Annotated in this window: 11 protein-coding genes and 1 tRNA gene; 7 read left to right on the top strand and 5 right to left on the bottom strand. The window is 74.9% G+C overall.

Annotation, left to right across the window (positions count from 1 at the left end; genetic code table 11):
• The coding region (locus ACWERV_RS35450; protein ID WP_452940895.1) for a hypothetical protein at nucleotides 1-209 on the bottom strand (209 nt) is incomplete at its 3' end.
• A 195-nt stretch (nucleotides 210-404) separates the two neighbouring features.
• Here ACWERV_RS35450 and ACWERV_RS35445 point away from each other — a divergent pair.
• Complete coding sequence (locus ACWERV_RS35445) at nucleotides 405-1,022, top strand: glyoxalase (RefSeq protein WP_452940893.1); 618 nt, start codon at nucleotides 405-407, stop codon at nucleotides 1,020-1,022.
• 387 nt (nucleotides 1,023-1,409) lie between these two features.
• On the opposite strand, the gene ACWERV_RS35440 is transcribed toward ACWERV_RS35445, so the two are convergent.
• Nucleotides 1,410-4,319, bottom strand: coding sequence for an AfsR/SARP family transcriptional regulator (locus tag ACWERV_RS35440; protein ID WP_452940891.1), 2,910 nt, complete (start codon nucleotides 4,317-4,319; stop codon nucleotides 1,410-1,412).
• 421 nt (nucleotides 4,320-4,740) lie between these two features.
• Here ACWERV_RS35440 and ACWERV_RS35435 point away from each other — a divergent pair, with 421 nt between their 5' ends.
• A complete protein-coding gene (locus ACWERV_RS35435) occupies nucleotides 4,741-6,507 on the top strand; it encodes an FG-GAP repeat domain-containing protein (protein ID WP_452940890.1) in 1,767 nt (588 codons plus the stop codon).
• Between the two features lie 64 nt (nucleotides 6,508-6,571).
• On the opposite strand, the gene ACWERV_RS35430 is transcribed toward ACWERV_RS35435, so the two are convergent.
• From ACWERV_RS35430 to lanM, 3 genes are all read right to left on the bottom strand, one after another.
• Nucleotides 6,572-7,171, bottom strand: coding sequence for a hypothetical protein (locus tag ACWERV_RS35430; RefSeq protein WP_452940888.1), 600 nt, complete (start codon nucleotides 7,169-7,171; stop codon nucleotides 6,572-6,574).
• 105 nt (nucleotides 7,172-7,276) lie between these two features.
• Nucleotides 7,277-7,459 carry a hypothetical protein gene (locus ACWERV_RS35425; protein WP_398192191.1) on the bottom strand — a complete coding sequence of 61 codons (183 nt, stop codon included), beginning with the start codon at nucleotides 7,457-7,459 and terminating at the stop codon, nucleotides 7,277-7,279.
• 65 nt (nucleotides 7,460-7,524) lie between these two features.
• A complete protein-coding gene (lanM, locus tag ACWERV_RS35420; RefSeq protein WP_452940886.1) occupies nucleotides 7,525-10,881 on the bottom strand; it encodes a type 2 lanthipeptide synthetase LanM in 3,357 nt (1,118 codons plus the stop codon).
• 377 nt (nucleotides 10,882-11,258) lie between these two features.
• Here lanM and ACWERV_RS35415 point away from each other — a divergent pair, with 377 nt between their 5' ends.
• From ACWERV_RS35415 to ACWERV_RS35395, 5 genes are all read left to right on the top strand, one after another.
• Nucleotides 11,259-12,437 (top strand): serine hydrolase domain-containing protein, encoded by a 1,179-nt coding sequence (locus ACWERV_RS35415; RefSeq protein ID WP_452940884.1) that lies wholly within the window; start codon nucleotides 11,259-11,261, stop codon nucleotides 12,435-12,437.
• 82 nt (nucleotides 12,438-12,519) lie between these two features.
• A tRNA-Thr gene (locus ACWERV_RS35410) sits at nucleotides 12,520-12,593 on the top strand.
• A gap of 221 nt (nucleotides 12,594-12,814) precedes the next feature.
• Nucleotides 12,815-13,939 (top strand): ABC transporter ATP-binding protein, encoded by a 1,125-nt coding sequence (locus tag ACWERV_RS35405; RefSeq protein WP_398192185.1) that lies wholly within the window; start codon nucleotides 12,815-12,817, stop codon nucleotides 13,937-13,939.
• 235 nt (nucleotides 13,940-14,174) lie between these two features.
• Nucleotides 14,175-14,588 carry a hypothetical protein gene (locus tag ACWERV_RS35400; RefSeq protein ID WP_398192183.1) on the top strand — a complete coding sequence of 138 codons (414 nt, stop codon included), beginning with the start codon at nucleotides 14,175-14,177 and terminating at the stop codon, nucleotides 14,586-14,588.
• Nucleotides 14,589-14,704: 116 nt separating this feature from the next.
• The gene (locus ACWERV_RS35395) at nucleotides 14,705-15,448 is read left to right on the top strand and encodes a nucleotidyltransferase family protein (protein ID WP_398192182.1); all 744 of its coding nucleotides are present in this window, start codon (nucleotides 14,705-14,707) and stop codon (nucleotides 15,446-15,448) included.
• The last annotated feature ends 143 nt before the right edge of the window (nucleotides 15,449-15,591 follow it).

The raw sequence follows: 15,591 nt of genomic DNA, 5'->3' as shown, positions 1-15,591 counted from the left end.
ACCGCGATCTGCAGTCCCGCGGTGGTGGCGGCGAGTGCGAGGGCGGCGCGCAACGCGGCGGGCACGACGGTGTCCTGGTAGGGCATCGACCGTGAGCGCGACTTCTTCGACCTGTGCGTGCTGTGCCCGGTACTGGTGTGGCATCCGGCGAGCATCCCCCCGGCCACCACGGCGGCGAGGACGACGACCGGCATTCTCCAGCTGCGCATGGTTTCTCCGTGACATCGGCGGTCCCGCCCACCCCGGGCGGGCACTCCCCCGTACGGACGTAACCCGGGCCCCGGGGCGTTCGCGGGTGGGCGTGATCACGACATTCCTGTGACATGCCCGGCACCTGGCGCAGGGCGCCCCGACCGGTCAGCTTTCGAGAAGCGCGCAGGTGGGAGCGTGGTTACGGTCGAACCATGAACTCCATCGAATCTGTTGTTCTCGACACCGCGGACCCGGCGGCCGCCGAACAGTTCTACGAGCGGGCCTTCGGGCTCGGGGACCGGGTGCGGGTGCGGGCCGCCGGGCAGGCCGCGGGGAGCGGCTTTCGCGGCTACACGCTGTCGCTCGTGGTGGCGCAGCCGTCGATCGTGCGGGGCCTGGTCGGCGCGGCCGTGGAGGCGGGGGCGTCGGAGGTCAAGCCCGTGACGAAGTCGCTGTGGGGCTACGGCGGGGTGGTGCGGGCGCCCGACGGGGCGCTGTGGAAGGTCGCGACGTCGGCGAAGAAGGACACCGCGCCCGACAGCCGGACGGTCGACGACGTGGTGCTGCTGCTCGGCGCCTCGGACGTGCTGGCCAGCAAGCGCTTCTACACCGAGCAGGGCCTCGCGGTCGGCAAGAGCTTCGGCCGCCGGTACGTCGAGTTCACGACGCCCGGCGGCGGGATCAAGCTCGCGCTGTACGGCCGCCGGGCGCTCGCGAAGGACGCCGGGGTGCCGCCGGAGGGCGAGGGGCCGCACGGGCTCACGATCGCCGCCTCCAGCACCGACGCCTTCACCGACCCGGACGGCTTCGCCTGGCAGCCCGCCTCCTGACCGGCCCGGGAACCGGCACCCCGCGGGGCTCGGAGCGGTCGCGCCCAGGTCCCTCCGGCGGTGGCCGTTGGTGAACCGTTGGTGGTTTGTTGCCCGTGGTCCGTAGCGTCGTCTCCGGCGGCGGACGGGGCTCGGGGGCCCGTCCCCGCCGGGAGCAGCCGCGCAGGCGGAAGCGCCCGGCGGACGGCCGCACCCACCGCGGACGCGGACGGACCGGGGCCTGATCACGGGGCAGGCCCGGGGCCGTCCGTGTCCGGGAAGTACCGGTCACCGGGACGTCCACGGCGTCACCGGCGGACCGCCCCAGGTCTGCGGATCGGCCGATCCGCGGTCACTCCCCCGCGAGACGGGCCTCGCGGGGTGGTGTGCAGGTGCGGCGGGCGGCCTTCACCCGAGGTCGCCCGCCGCGCAGGCGTCCGCCAGCGCGGCCAGGCCCTCCTCGCACTCCTGCTCGCGCTGCGGCAGCAGGTGGAAGCGGGCCAGGTCGAGGCAGGCGTGCCAGCACTCGCGGGCCGCCTCGTACTCGCCGAAGTGGTGGTGGGCGCGGGCGGTCACGGCCAGGCAGTCCGCCTCGCCGCCGTAGTCGCTCAACTGCCGCCGGATGGCGAGGGCTTCGTCGAGCGCGGCGAACGCCTCGGCCCGCTCGCCGAGGTGCTGGAGCGCGGCGGCGTAGTTGGTCAGCAAGGTGGCGAGCGCGGTCGGCCTGCCCAGTTCGCGCAGCAACGGCAGGCGCCGGCGCTGCTGTTCGGCGGCCCCGGCGTAGTCGCCCCCGAGCATGAGGGCGTCGGCGATCCGCCCCAGCACGAGGGATTCGCTGCCCGGCAGGTCCACTTCGCGGTAGAGCTCCTGGGAGCGCAGCGCGTACGCGAGCCCGGGGCCCGCCCGTCCGGCCTGGACGTGCAGCGCGGAGATGTTGCCGAGGATCGACGCCTGCGCGGTGATGTCCCCCGCCTGCTCGAAGAGCAGCAGGGCGATGCCGAGGTTCTCCAGGCACTCGTCGTTGCGGTACGCCATGCCGTGCGCGACGGCGATCCGCCGGTAGAGCCAGGCCTGGCCGACGGTGTCGTCCTGGGCGTCGGCGATGTCCAGCGCGCTGCGCAGCGCCGCGTCCCAGATGCCCGTCCACCAGTAGGTGTCGCCGTAGCCGAAGAGGCCGACCGCCAGCCGCCAGGCGATGTCGGAGCGGCCGAGGGCGCCGGCCCGGGTGATCGCGTGCTGGATCGCGGGGATTTCACGGACGTACCAGGCGAGTGCCTCGTGCGCGTCGGCGAAGGGCGGGGCGGGTGCGGCCGCGGGTGCGGTGAGGGGCGGGGGTGGCTGCGTCTCGCCGACGGTGATGGCCGAGGCGCTCTCCACGGCCGCCACGTACCAGGCCAGCAGCCGCAGTTCGGCCTGCTCGCGCGGCCCGGCGGGCTCCTCGGCGCGCACCCGCTCGGCCGCGTACTCGCCGAGCAGGTCGTGCATGCCGTAGCGCTCGGGCGCCGGGCTCTGCACGAGGTGGACGTCGGTGAGCCGGTCCAGCAGCCGGGCGGTGTCACGGACGGGCAGCGCGAACAGGGCGGCGGCCGAGTGCGGGGTCACCTCGTACTCGGGCCAGACGCCCAGCAGGCGGAAGGCGCGGGCGACGGACCGCTCGTGCGGCAGGTCGCTGTCGCGCATCGCGACGTAGCTCATGCCGATCGTGGCCTCGACGTCCAGGCTGCCGACGGTCAGTTCGGGCAGCCGGCCGCTGCCGGACGACAGCCGGCGGGCCAGCAGCGACAGCGGCCAGCCGGGGCGGGAGGCGAGCCGCCCGCCGACGACGCTCAGCGCGAGCGGCAGCCCGCCGCACATCGCCAGGATGTCGGCGGCCGCCTGCGGGTCCTCCAGGACCCGCTCGGTCCCGCACAGCGCGGCCAGCAGCACCTCCTGGTCGGCGGACGTGAGCGGCGCGAGCGGCAGCAGCACGGCGGCGGGCAGGTCGGTGAGGGTGTGCCGGCTGGTGACGACGACCGCGCAGCCGCCGCTGCCCGGCAGCAGCGGCAGGACCTGCGCGGCGTCCCGCGCGTTGTCCAGCACCAGCAGCATCCGGCGGTGGGCGAGGACGGTGCGGAAGAGCGCGGCGCAGTCGTCGATGTCGCCGGGCAGCGACTCCTCGCGCACCCCCAGGTCGGACAGGAAGCGCACGAGCAGGTCGCGCGGGCTGCGCCGGCCGCCGGGGCCGAAGCCGCGCAGATCGGCGTAGAGCTGCCCGTCGGGGTAGTCGGCGTGCAGCAGGTGGGCGACGTGGACGGTGAGCGCGGTCTTGCCGACACCGCCCATCCCGGAGACGACCACCGGGCGCGGTGCCCGGCCGGGCGCGTCCCCGCCGTCGCCGCCGCCAGGGCGCAGCAGCGCGGTGAGGCGGGCGACCTCGGCGTCCCGCCCGGTGAACAGGCCTACGTCGGCGGGCAGTTGGTGCAGCGGCCGGAAGGCGGGGGCGGACGGCTCCGCGGTCGCCCCGGCGGCCTCCCGCCGGGCGAGGGGTACGGCCCCGGGCCCCGGCGCGGGGACGTCCGCGGGGGCGTCCGCGGCCAGCACCTCCTGGTAGGCCGCCCGGACCGCCGCCGACGGGTCGACGCCCAGCTCCTCGGCGAGCGTGGCCCGCAGCCGCGCGTACACCTCCAGCGCCTCGGCCTGCCGGTGCGCGCCGTGCAGCGCGAGCATCAACTGCCGGTGGAAGGCCTCGTGCAGCGGGTGCTCGGCGGCAAGTGCCGTGAGCGGGCCGATCAGTTCGGCGCGGCGGCCCAGCCCCAGCCCCGCGTCGAAGCCCCACTCCAGCGCCTGCAACCGGGCCTCCGCCAGTTGCCGTACGACCGGCAACTGCGGTTCTGCGTCGGCGAATTCGGGAAGGTCGGCGAGCGGGGCGCCGCGCCACAGGGCGAGCGCGGCCGCGCTGCTCCCGGCCGCCGCGGCCCAGTCCTGCCGCAGGTGCGCGGCGCGCGCGGCGTCGGCGTGCCGCTGGAAGACCTCGACGTCGAACTCGTCCCCGGCGACGTGCAGCCGGTAGCCGTGCGGCACCGCGGTGATGCGCGGCGGCTCGTCCCCGAGAAAGGCCAACTGCCGCCGCAGCCGCGTCAGATGGTTGAAGAGGGAGGCGTCGGCGGTGGCCGGCGGGCGGGCGCCCCACAGCGCCTCCTTGAGGGCGTCCTTCGACACCGTCCGGTTGGCCGCCAGCAGCAGCGCGGCGAGCAGGACCCGGACCTTGTGGCCGCCGACCGTCCGCTCCTGCGTCCCGTCGTGCACCAACAGCGGCCCCAGCAGCCCGAACGTCGGCATCGTGCCCCCTTACCTGCGGACATTCTAGGCACACCGCCACCGGCCGCCCGGGGTGCGAGCCGCACCGCCGGACGCGGGGCACGGCTCCGGTACGGGCCGTTCCCGGCCCGGGACGGCGGGCGGAACCGCGAATTCCCTTACGCGGGACATCCCGTGCGCGGGGAAGGCCGCCCGCGTCCGGCAGGTTTTCCCGGCGGCGGACGGCGAGCTTCCGTGCGGCCGGTGCGCGAACGGCGGATGAACAGTCGGGACGGTGCGGGGAATTCGGGCAGGTCATGGCTTTCGGCGCCGTACCGGGAAGGGAAACGCGCAGGCCAGAGGTCGTCTCCCGGCATACACTCCGCTCACCGGAACCGGACGTGTGGACGATTCCGTACCGGTTCGGGGATTCGTCGTTCGATATCCCAGGGGGGATTTCTTCGTGTCCGAAACACAATCGGCACGGCTGAAAAGCCGCCGCCGCCTCGTCGCGGTGTGCACCGCCGGTCTTCTTTCCCTCGGCGCTTTCGCGCTGGGGACGAGCGCCCAGGCCGCCGCGCCGGGCGCACAGCAGCTCAGCCTGCCGGCCACCACCGCGCAGCCGCAGCCGAAGCTCCTGCGCAACCCGGCGCAGCCGGGCACCCCCGCGTCGGGCCGGAAGTCCGCGCGCGCCGCGACCCCGACGCCGACGCCGACCGAGACGGCGCCCGACCCGGGCGTGACCGCGCCGCCGATGCGGTACGACGTGGACGGCTCCGGGATCTCCGGCCTGCTCTTCCGCAACGGAGCGGGCGATCTCTACGACGTCCAGACGGACTTCACCGAGCTGAGCCCCGCGCCCGAGATGTTCCTCGACCTGCTCACGCCGGGCGACCTGACGGGCTCGGGCGGGCCGGACGTCCTCGCGACGACGGTCACCGGGCAGCTGGAGCTGTTCACGCCGGGGAACTTCCCGACCAGCCCGTCCTGGTCCGGCAACGGCTGGGGGACGTACAACAAGGTCGTCACGACCGACGACATCACCGGCGACGGCAAGGCCGACATCGTCGCCCGCGACCACGACGGCAAGCTCTGGCTCTACCCGGGCACCGGCCGGGCGAGCGGCGAGCCGTTCGCGGCCCGCATCCTCATCGGCTCCGGCTGGGGCATCTACGACCAGCTCACCAGCCCCGGCGACGTGGACGGCGACGGCGTCAGCGACCTCGTCGGGCGCACGACCGACGGGTCGCTCTTCCTCTACAAGGGCACCGGCGTCTCCTCGGCGCCCTACGCCGGGCGCACGCTCGTCGGCAAGGGCTGGAACACCTACAACCAGCTCATCGGTGTCGGCACCGACGAGACCGGCCAGGCGCTGCTGCTCGGCCGCGACCTCAGCGGCACCCTGTGGGCGTACTACCCGGACGGCCAGGGCGCCTTCGCGCAGCGCGAGCAGTACGGCACCGGCTGGACGGTGGACGAGTTCGCCGGCACCGGCAGCGTCCCCTACTGGGGCAAGAAGCAACTGGTCGGCGAGACCCCGGACGGCACGATCTTCGTGTACGGCGTGACCAACACCGGCGTCTTCGCACCGCGCGTCCGGCCCGTCGACCCCGGCAGCTATGCCGGGCAGTTCGACCTGACGCTCTCCAACGCGCTGAACCGGGACGGCGCTCCGGACCTGCTGGAGCGCTACGGCAACACGCTCTACAACAACATGGTCGACGGCGGGCCGATCTCCACCGGCTGGAGCGGCTACAACCTGATCATCGGCCCCGGCGACCTGAGCGGCGACGGCAACAGCGACATCCTCGCCCGCGCGTCGGACGGCAAGCTCTACCTCTTCCGCGGCAACGGCAGCAACACCCACCTGGGCGCCCGCGTCCTGGTCGGCAGCGGCTGGGGCACGTACAACACCCTCGTCGGCGCGGGCGACTTCACCGGCGACGGCCGCGCGGACATCGTCGGCCGCACCGCGGACGGCACGCTGTGGCTCTACAGGGGCACCGGCAACGCGACCGCCCCCTTCGCCGCCCGCGTCAAGGTCAGCACCGGCTGGGGCGGCTTCAAGCAGCTCGCCTCCCCCGGCGACATGGACGGCGACGGCCGCGCCGACCTCCTCGCGGTCGACGGAGCGGGCTACGCCTACCGCTACAGCGCCGACGGCAAGGGCGGCTTCACGGCCCGCGTGACGGTCGGCCCCGGCTGGAACACGTACAAGAAGCTCTTCTGATCCACCCCGCTCACCGCGGGCGCCCGCACCCCACCCGGGGGTGCGGGCGCCCCCGCGCGTCCGGTCAGCCGGTGGGCAGCGCCGCGCGCAGGGTGCGGTGGGCCGCGGAGGGGTCGTCGGCGGCGAGGTGGAGACGGCGGGCGACGAGGGTCCCGCCGTCGGCGAGGCGCAGGGCCAGGGGCTCGTGGAGGTCCAGGACGATCTCCGTCGTGCCGCTCACGTTGCACGCCACCGCGCCCGCACGGCCGGGGACGGCCCGCACCCCGCGCCCCTTCACGGACAGGCGCTCGCGGCGGACGCCCCGCACGAGCGCCAGGGGCACGGCGAACTCGTCGAGCAGGCCCGCACGGACCCGCAGGGTGGTCGGCCCCACGAGATGGGGATGGCGGCGGGTCACCGCGCCGAAGGCGAAGGCCGCGTCCACCAGCAGGGCGAGCCACACCAGATGCACCAGCCGCCACGCAGGCGGCACCAGCGAGACGTCCATGAGCCCCTCGACGAGCACCTCCGCCCCCGCCATCAGGTAGACGACGGCACGCGGCTCGCCCGAATGCCCCAGCGCGGTCCCCGCCTCACCGGGCAGCGGCCGCCGCAGGTATCCGCCCAGCACGTCCCGCAGGACCCCCGCCCACGCCCGAGCCCCCCGCACCTCGACCTCACCCATGCCGCCCCCTCCGTCCCGTGTGCCCCCATCCTGCCCGCCCGGGTCGGCCAGGCAGCGGACGCGGGTGCCCGCGCGGGTGGGCGCGGGCACCCGGGGTGGGAGTGGTCAGCAGCAGATGGTGACGGAGAAGGTGCAGGTCGCACAGGAGATGGGGCTGCCGAACGCGGAGGCCGGGGGCAGCTCGGCGGTCTCGATCACGTCGGCGAGGTCGAGGGTGCCGAGGGGGTTGTCGGCGTCGGCCGGGAGGGCGAGCGGGGCGGGGGCGAGTTCGAGGGTCGCGGTCGTCATGGCGGGATCCCTTTCCGGGGTGGGTGGTCGGTTGCAGCTGTGCGGGCCGCACCGGGCCCGCCCCCTCAGGCGTCGACGGCTTCGATGGTCTCGACGGCGTCGAACGCTTCGAGGAGCAGGACGGGTGCGACGTCTTCCGGGCGGGCCAGGCGCAGCAGGCCGTGGCCGATGCCGGCGAGCCCGGTCATGAGGCCCGGGGAGGCGAGGGCCCCGGGGGTGCCGCAGAGCGGGCCGTGGCGGTCGAGCTGGTCCAGCAGGGCGTGCACGCGCCGCTCGCGCTCGGCGGCGGCGCCGGGGACGGCCAGCCGCGCCGCGGCGCTGAGGAGTTCGAGGTTGCCCAGGTCGCCGTGGCACAGGCTGTGGTTGCCGTAGAGGCCGAACCGGGTGGTGGAGGCGACGGCCAGCCGCAGGTCGGCGTCGGTCTCGGGGGTGCGAGCGGCGGCCGGGAGCGCCGCGCGGGCCAGGCCGATGCCGGGGGCGCCGTGGCACCAGGCGTGCATGTGGCTCACCCCGTCGGGGCCGGGCCGCAGGCCCCAGGGGCGGCTGTCGCCGCTGCGGAAGTCGGGCCAGTTGCCCAGGTCGGGGCGGTACGCGCCGCGTTCGTACGCGAAGGCGGCGTACGCGGTGGCGCGCGCGGCGCCGTCGCCGGTGCGGTGGGCGTGCCGGAGCAGGGCCCAGGCGATTCCGGCGGCGCCGTGGGAGAAGCCGAGCATGGGCTGCGAGCAGGCGAAGTCGGAGCCCCAGGCGACGCCCTCGCCCGCCGGGAGCGCCGTGCGGACCAGGAACGCGGCGCTGCGGTCGGCGAGTTCGGCGGCGGGTGCCCCGAAGCGCGGCACCAGCGCCTCGGCGACGGCGAGGCAGCCTGCCGCGCCGTTCATCACGTCGTACGCGGTGTCGGTGCCGACGGCGTCGGCGGCGAGCCGGAGCAGTCCGGGCACGGGCGCCGCGAGGCCGGGTTCGGCGAGCAGCCCGGACGCGGAGGCGAGCGCGTACGCCAGACCGCACTCGCCGCCGAACGCGCCGAGCCGGACCCGCTGCCCGCCCCGGTCGAGCACCGTCTGCACGTGGGCGGCGAGCGGGGCGAGGACGCGGGTGGCGAGTTCGGCGTCGTGCCCGTTGCCGAGGACGCGGGCGAGCTGGGCGAAGAACAGGCCGACGCCCGCGTAGCCGTTGAAGAGGTCGCCGCCGAGCGGGGCCACCTGCCACTGGTCGCCCGCCACCAGGTCGAGCCCGAACCAGCCGATACGGCCGTCCGCGTGGACCGCCGACCGCTCCAGCGCGGCCGCCACCGCGCACGCCCGGTCCAGGGCGAGGTCGGCGGGCGTGGCGCCGGGTCCGGCCGGGCGGCCCGGCCCCGTGTCCAGCGGCCGCACGGCGGTGTGGGTCCCGGCGCGGGTGGCCATCGAGGCGCGGATGATCCAGTCCTGCCGGGCGAGGTCCTCCCCGTCCATCCCGGCGACGATCGCCCGCGCCCGTTCCAGGCCGGAGGCGGCGAGCAGCCCGGGGAGCACCGCGCCGCCCGCCGCGGTGACGTCCCGGGAGGCGGCGCGGGTCCGGAAGAGGGGGACGTTCGCGGCCCAGATGTCGCGCAGCTCGTGGGCGGCCAGGGCCAGTCGGGGCGCGTCCCCGGCGGCGAGCGCCCACAGCAGGCTGAGCACGCGGTCCCGCTCGGCGGCGTCCCGCAGCACGTCGGGGTGGGTGGTCTCGTCGAGCAGGCGGCCGTAGATCCGGGTGGCGCGGGTGATGACCCGCAGGCCGTCGCCGCTGAAGCGGACCAGCGGGCCGTCCGGGGCGGTGAGTTCGGCGCGGTGCCGCAGCAGGGCGCGGTAGCCGGCGCGGAATCCGTCCCGTATCCGGTCGGTGTAGCGCTCCGGCTCCGCGGGGCGGCCGTGCAGGACGACCTTGTTCCGGCTGCCCTGCGCGGTGCGCCGCACCCTGACCAGGCGCATCCGGTCGGTGCCGGGGTCGGCCCAGTCGACGGCGGGGAAGGGCAGCAGCACGCCCGCGTCACCGCCGAGCCCGCCGACGTCGACCGCGCCGGGCCCGCGGCCGGAGAGCACCGCGGGGAGCAGTCCGACACGGCCGACGGAGTGCTGGAGCAGCACGGCGGCCGGGTCCTCGTCCGCGAACGGGCTGCCGGTCAGCATCGGCAGGCCGACGTGCAGCACGGACTCCATGTCGAGCAGGACGGGCTGGTCGCCGGCGGCGATCACGTTCTCGTAGTGGAAGTCGGCACCCGACAGGGCGTAGAGCACGGCGAGTTGGGCGCCCAGCCGGAAGAAGAAGCGCCGCGCGCCCGCCTCGTCGGCGCAGGGCGCGGGCGCGACGTGCTCCACCCAGCCGTACTCCCCGCGGTCGAGCACCCCGAGCAGCCGCGGGGCCGCCGTCGGCAGCCGCTCCCCGAACCACGCCAGGACGTCGTTGACGTGCGCGTGCACGGCCATCGGCCGCGGCTTGTAGACCAGCCGGCGGCCGGAGGCGAACCGCAGCAGCAGGACGCCCCGACCCCCGTCGTGCAGGTCACCCGCGGCGAACTCCACCTCGGTCAGCGGCCCTTGGTCCTCGCCGCCGAACAGCCCGCACACCAGCAGGTCGCGGTCCGCGGCCAGCCGTCGTACGAACTCCCCGAAGGCGTCGGCGGCCTGCCCGCTCACGGTGGCCAGGATGCGGGTGAGGACGGGGTACTCGGCCAGGAAGCGGGTCAGGGCGGGGCGGGTGCACATCTGCTCGGCGAAGGACCGGAAGCGGCCGCGCGGATCGTCCCCGGCGAGGCGCCCGGCCGCGCGCATCCGGTGCAGTTCGAGGACCAGGGCGCGGACGGCCACGGTGACGAGGTGCGAGGTGACGTGCGCGCGCAGGGCGCCCAGCACCGGCCCGGGGTCGAGCAGGGCCCCCGCCGCGGGGCGCGCCCGCCTGCCGCCGGACGGGGCCGCGGACCCGGCGTCCGACTCCGACAGGGCCGCTTCCCGGAGGACGCCTTCCCGTAAGGACCGCTCGGCCCCGGCGACCGCGTGGTCCGCGAACGGCCTTACGACGGCGGCGAGTTCGTCCTGCCACCGCGCCTGCGCCCCCTCGGCGGCGGGCCCGGCCACCGGCCACACCTCGGGCAGCCCCGCCACGACGGCCTCCGCGGTGTGCGCCCACCCGGGCTTGCGCACCCGCCGGGCGAGCGCCTCGGGCTCCTCCGCGAGCAGCCGCCCGACGTCCTCGGCGCTGACGCCGAGGCCTTCGGCGGCCAGCGCCAGGGTGTCGTCCACCAGCCCGGGATACGCGTCCCGCCACGCCTTGAGCCGGACCTCGTCGACGGCCGCGCCCGCGTCCCGCGGCAGCGGGGGCCGCTCCGCGACCGACAGGGCCCGCGCCCACCAGGCACCGCCCTCGTCCTCGTGCCCGTGCCCGTCCGTGCCCACTGCCCGTGCCAAGACAAGCCCCGTCCGCCCGGCCGCCCGGCGCGACCGTGCGCCGGGCGGTGACCTCGCCGCCCTGCGAGGAGGAGTACACGACAATCAGGGCAGCACATGACAAAAGGTGAGCCGTATTCATCTCAGCTTACGCACCAGTGCCATGCCCCACAACCGCTCATGCCACAAAGGGAGTTGGGGTCACCATGCCCCCCGCGTGCCCCCCGTCCCGGCAGGGGCTGCCCCCACCCTTTTTCCGGTTGGCCGCCCCAGCGCCCCGACCCGCCCCGGCCGGGCATCGTGAGCTGCGCGGCGGGAGCGCGTCCGGGCCCGCCGCGACCGGTGGCCGCACACCGCGGCGACCGGGCCCAGGACGGACACGGACACGGGGAGAGAACGTGAACAGGCACAAGCGCGTACGGGCCGGGGTCGTCACGCTGGCGGTGGCGGCGGGCATCGCGGCGGGCACGCTCCCCGCGGGCGCCGCCACCGCCGCACCGCACAGGCCCGCCACGCACACCACGCACACCGGGAACGCCGGGCTGCGGACGATCCTCGACCGGCTGACCACCGCCGACGGCGGCCCCGGCGCCCTCGTCGAGGTGCGGGACCGGCGCGGCCGCTCGGTGCTCACCAGCGGGGTCGCGGACGTGCTGACCCGGGCGCCGATGCGCGGCGACAGCAGCTTCCGGATCGGCAGCATGACCAAGCCGTTCGTGGCGACGGTCGTGCTGCAGCTCGTGGGCGAGCACCGCGTGGTGCTGGACGCCCCGGTCGAGCGCTACCTGCCCGGCGTCGTCCGCGGCCCGGCGGGCGACGGCCGGACGATCACCGTACGGCAGCTGCTCCAGCACACCAGCGGGCTGCCCGACTACCTCGACTTCCTCGATCCTCGGGCCGTCCTGCGCGACCCGCTCGCCCACCACGACACCCGCGACCTGGTGGACCTCGCCCTCGCCCACCCGCCGGTCTTCCCGGTCCCCGGCGACGGCTGGGACTACTCCAACACCAACTACCTGCTGGCCGGGATGATCGTCGAGAAGGTGACCGGCCACTCCTACGGCGAGGAGATCCGCCGCCGCGTCATCACCCCGCTCGGCCTGACCGCGACCTCCGTCCCGGACGACGACCCGGCGATCCCCGGCCCGCACCCGCGCGGCTACGTCCGGCCCGGCCCGGACGCGCCGCTGCTGGACGCCACCGCGCTCAACCCGTCGGTCGCGGGCGCGTCCGGCGCGATGATCTCCAGCGCGGACGACCTCGACCGCTTCCTCGCCGCGCTGCTGGGCGGCCGCCTGCTGCGCCCGGCGCAGCTCGCGGAGATGACGGCGGTGCGCGCCACCGGGGACACCGGCCGGGAGTACGGCCTCGGCCTGGAGCGCCGGACGCTGCCCTGCGGCGGCACGTACTGGGGCCACGGCGGCGACATCTTCGGCTACGAGACCCTGGGCGGCGCCACCGCCGACGGCCGGCAGGCCACCGTCATGGTGAACGTCGACCCCGGCGGCACGGACGCGCAGGACGACGACATGCGCGCCGCCGTCGAGACGGCCCTGTGCGCGGACCGCCACGCCTGACCGCACGGGCGCCGGGCCGGAATCCCCGGGCCGCCCCGGTGCCGAGGCGCTAGAGTACGGGTGTGCGCCGTCAGGCCCGCCCGCCCTTGTAGCTCAGTCGGCCAGAGCACCTGTCTTGTAAACAGGGGGTCGTCGGTTCGAATCCGACCGGGGGCTCGTGCTGGAGGTTCCGCCCGTCCGGGCGGGGCCTCCTTCTGCTTGTCCGGGGTGACGAAAAAGGCGCCCGGGGCCTGGTGACAAAAGGTGGAACGTGCAGGTAGCGTCACCGGGGAGTCCGCGTATCCACGGGCTCGACCACTGAAGCGGCACCGAAAGACCTGCTTCCTTTACTCGGATCGTCCGGCACGTTCCTGCCGGTGAAGGGATTGCGAACCACCATGGCTACTGTGACGTTCGACAAGGCGACCCGGATCTACCCGGGTGGCGACAAGCCCGCCGTCGACGGTCTGGACATCGAGGTCGGGGACGGCGAGTTCCTGGTTCTCGTCGGTCCGTCCGGCTGCGGCAAGTCGACCTCGCTCCGCATGCTCGCGGGGCTGGAGGACGTGAACGCCGGCGCGATCCGGATCGGCGAGCGGGATGTCACCCACCTGCCGCCCAAGGACCGCGACATCGCGATGGTGTTCCAGAACTACGCGCTGTACCCGCACATGACCGTCGCCGACAACATGGGCTTCGCGCTCAAGATCGCCGGCGTCAACAAGGCCGAGATCCGCAAGCGGGTCGAGGAAGCCGCCAAGATCCTGGACCTCACCGACTACCTGGCGCGCAAGCCGAAGGCGCTCTCCGGCGGTCAGCGCCAGCGTGTCGCGATGGGCCGCGCCATCGTGCGTGAGCCGCAGGTCTTCCTCATGGACGAGCCGCTGTCGAACCTCGACGCCAAGCTCCGTGTCCAGACCCGTACCCAGATCGCCAGCCTGCAGCGCCGCCTGGGCGTCACCACGGTCTACGTCACCCACGACCAGACCGAGGCCATGACGATGGGCGACCGCGTCGCGGTCCTCAAGGACGGTCTGCTGCAGCAGGTCGACACCCCGCGCCACATGTACGACAAGCCGGCCAACCTCTTCGTCGCGGGCTTCATCGGCTCCCCGGCGATGAACCTCATCGAGGTCCCGATCGTCGACGGCGGCGTGCGCTTCGGCAACGCGCTGGTCAACGTCGAGCGCGACGCGGTGCAGGCGGCGGCGGACAAGGGTGACCGCACGGTCACCGTCGGTGTCCGTCCCGAGCACTTCGACATCGTCAGCGGCGACAGCGAGGCCAAGTCGCTGTCCAAGGACGCCCCGGCGGGCCTGGCCGTGACCGTCAACGTCGTCGAGGAGCTCGGCGCCGACGGCTACGTCTACGGCTCGGCGAAGGTCGGCGACGAGGACAAGGACGTCGTCATCCGCGTCGGCGGCCGCGAGATCCCGGAGAAGGGCTCCGTGCTGCACGTCGTGCCGCGCGGTGGCGAGACCCACGTCTTCGCGACCTCCTCCGGCGAGCGCCTGAGCGACTGATCACACGGCACCCCCTCCCGGGGGGAGTTCCGCGCCTGTGACGGCCGGGCGGTGCGTATCCGTACGCACCGCCCGGCCGTTCGCGTTCCCGGTCCGCGCGGGCCCGGATATACAGCCGCACAAGCGGCAGTTCGGGTCCGTTCGGCACCGCTCGAACGCACCGCCCGGCGATTTCACTCCCCCGCAAGGGTGACTCGATGTCGCCGAATCATCACCAGTCGCTACGATCCGAACCGTGAACCAGGTAGCTCGCCGTCTCGGCAAGACATTCGCGCTCGTCCTCCCGGTGGTCCTCGTGCTGTCGGGAACACTCGCCGTCACCCGCGTCTCGTGGGCCGGCGCCTCCGACGCCCAGGTGCTGACCGCCTCCTCCACCACACGGGACCAGGCGGCGGCCACGGCGCCGCAGGAGGCGCTGCGCGCCCGGCTGCTGGACGAACTCCAGCAGAAGGACCCGGGGGCCGCCCTGACCGACCTCCAGGTCGCCATGGCGCAACAGCCGTCCCTCGCCCGGTACTGCGTCTCCATCGCCCGTTCGCTGGGCCGCGCCGCCGTCGCGAAGTACGACGGCTCGGTGCGGCGCGCGCAGGCGTGGTCGCGGCCGGTGTGCGACACCGCCTTCGCGACCGGCGTCGCCGCCATGGGCTGACCCCGGCCGGACCGGCGGTCCGGGCGCCCGGCACGAGCGCGTACGGCCGACAGCCCCGCAGCACGCGGGGGTTGCCGGGCGTACGCGCTCGTGGCCGTTCGCATAGGGTGCGCTGCATGACGCACGACACCACTGCGCACGAGACGACCGTCCCGGTCACCCAGGCCGTCATCCTGGCCGGCGGCCAGGGCTCACGGCTGCGGCCCTACACCGACGACCGGCCCAAGCCCATGGTCGAGATCCCCGGCACGGGCACGCCGATCATCGGCCACCAGCTCGCCTGGCTGGCCGCGGAAGGGGTCACGGACGTCGTCGTGTCGTGCGGGCACCTCGCGGAGGTGCTCCAGGAGTGGCTGGAGAGCGCGCCGCTGCCGCTGAAGGTGACGACCGTCGTCGAGGGCGAACCGCTGGGCCGCGGCGGCGGGCTGAAGTACGCCGCCCGGTCGCTGCCGCGCGCCGACGAGCCGTGGTACGCCACCAACGGCGACATCTGGACCCGCTTCTCGCTGCGCGGCATGGCCGCCTTCCACGAGGAGCGGGACGCGGTGGCGACCCTCGCGCTGGCCCGGCCGCGCATCCCGTGGGGCGCGGTGGAGACCAACGAGTTCGGGCAGGTGCTGGACTTCATCGAGGCACCGCCCTCGCCCTTCCTGATCAACGCGGGCGTGTACGTCTTCGCACCGTCCTTCACCGCGATGCTGCCCGACCTCGGCGACCACGAGCGCACGACCTTCCCGCGGCTGGCCCGCGAACGCCGGCTGGCCGGCTACCCGATCCCGCAGGGCGCCTACTGGCGGGCCATCGACACCGCCAAGGACCTCCGCGAGGCCGCCCGCGAGCTGGGCACCGCGCCCGTCTGAACTCGCCCGGCCCCGCACGTGCCCAAGCCCCGCCCGGTCCCCTCGCGTGCTACTCCTGGTACGAGGTCTCCAACTGGGCGACCGAGGACGCGGCCCGGTGCCGCCACAACGAGCTGTACTGGACCGGTGCGGACTGGTGGGGC

The sequence above is a fragment of the Streptomyces sp. NPDC004031 genome (assembly GCF_053604375.1).
Note: the sequence above shows the minus strand (reverse complement) of the source record. Positions and strands in the feature narration are given on the sequence as shown.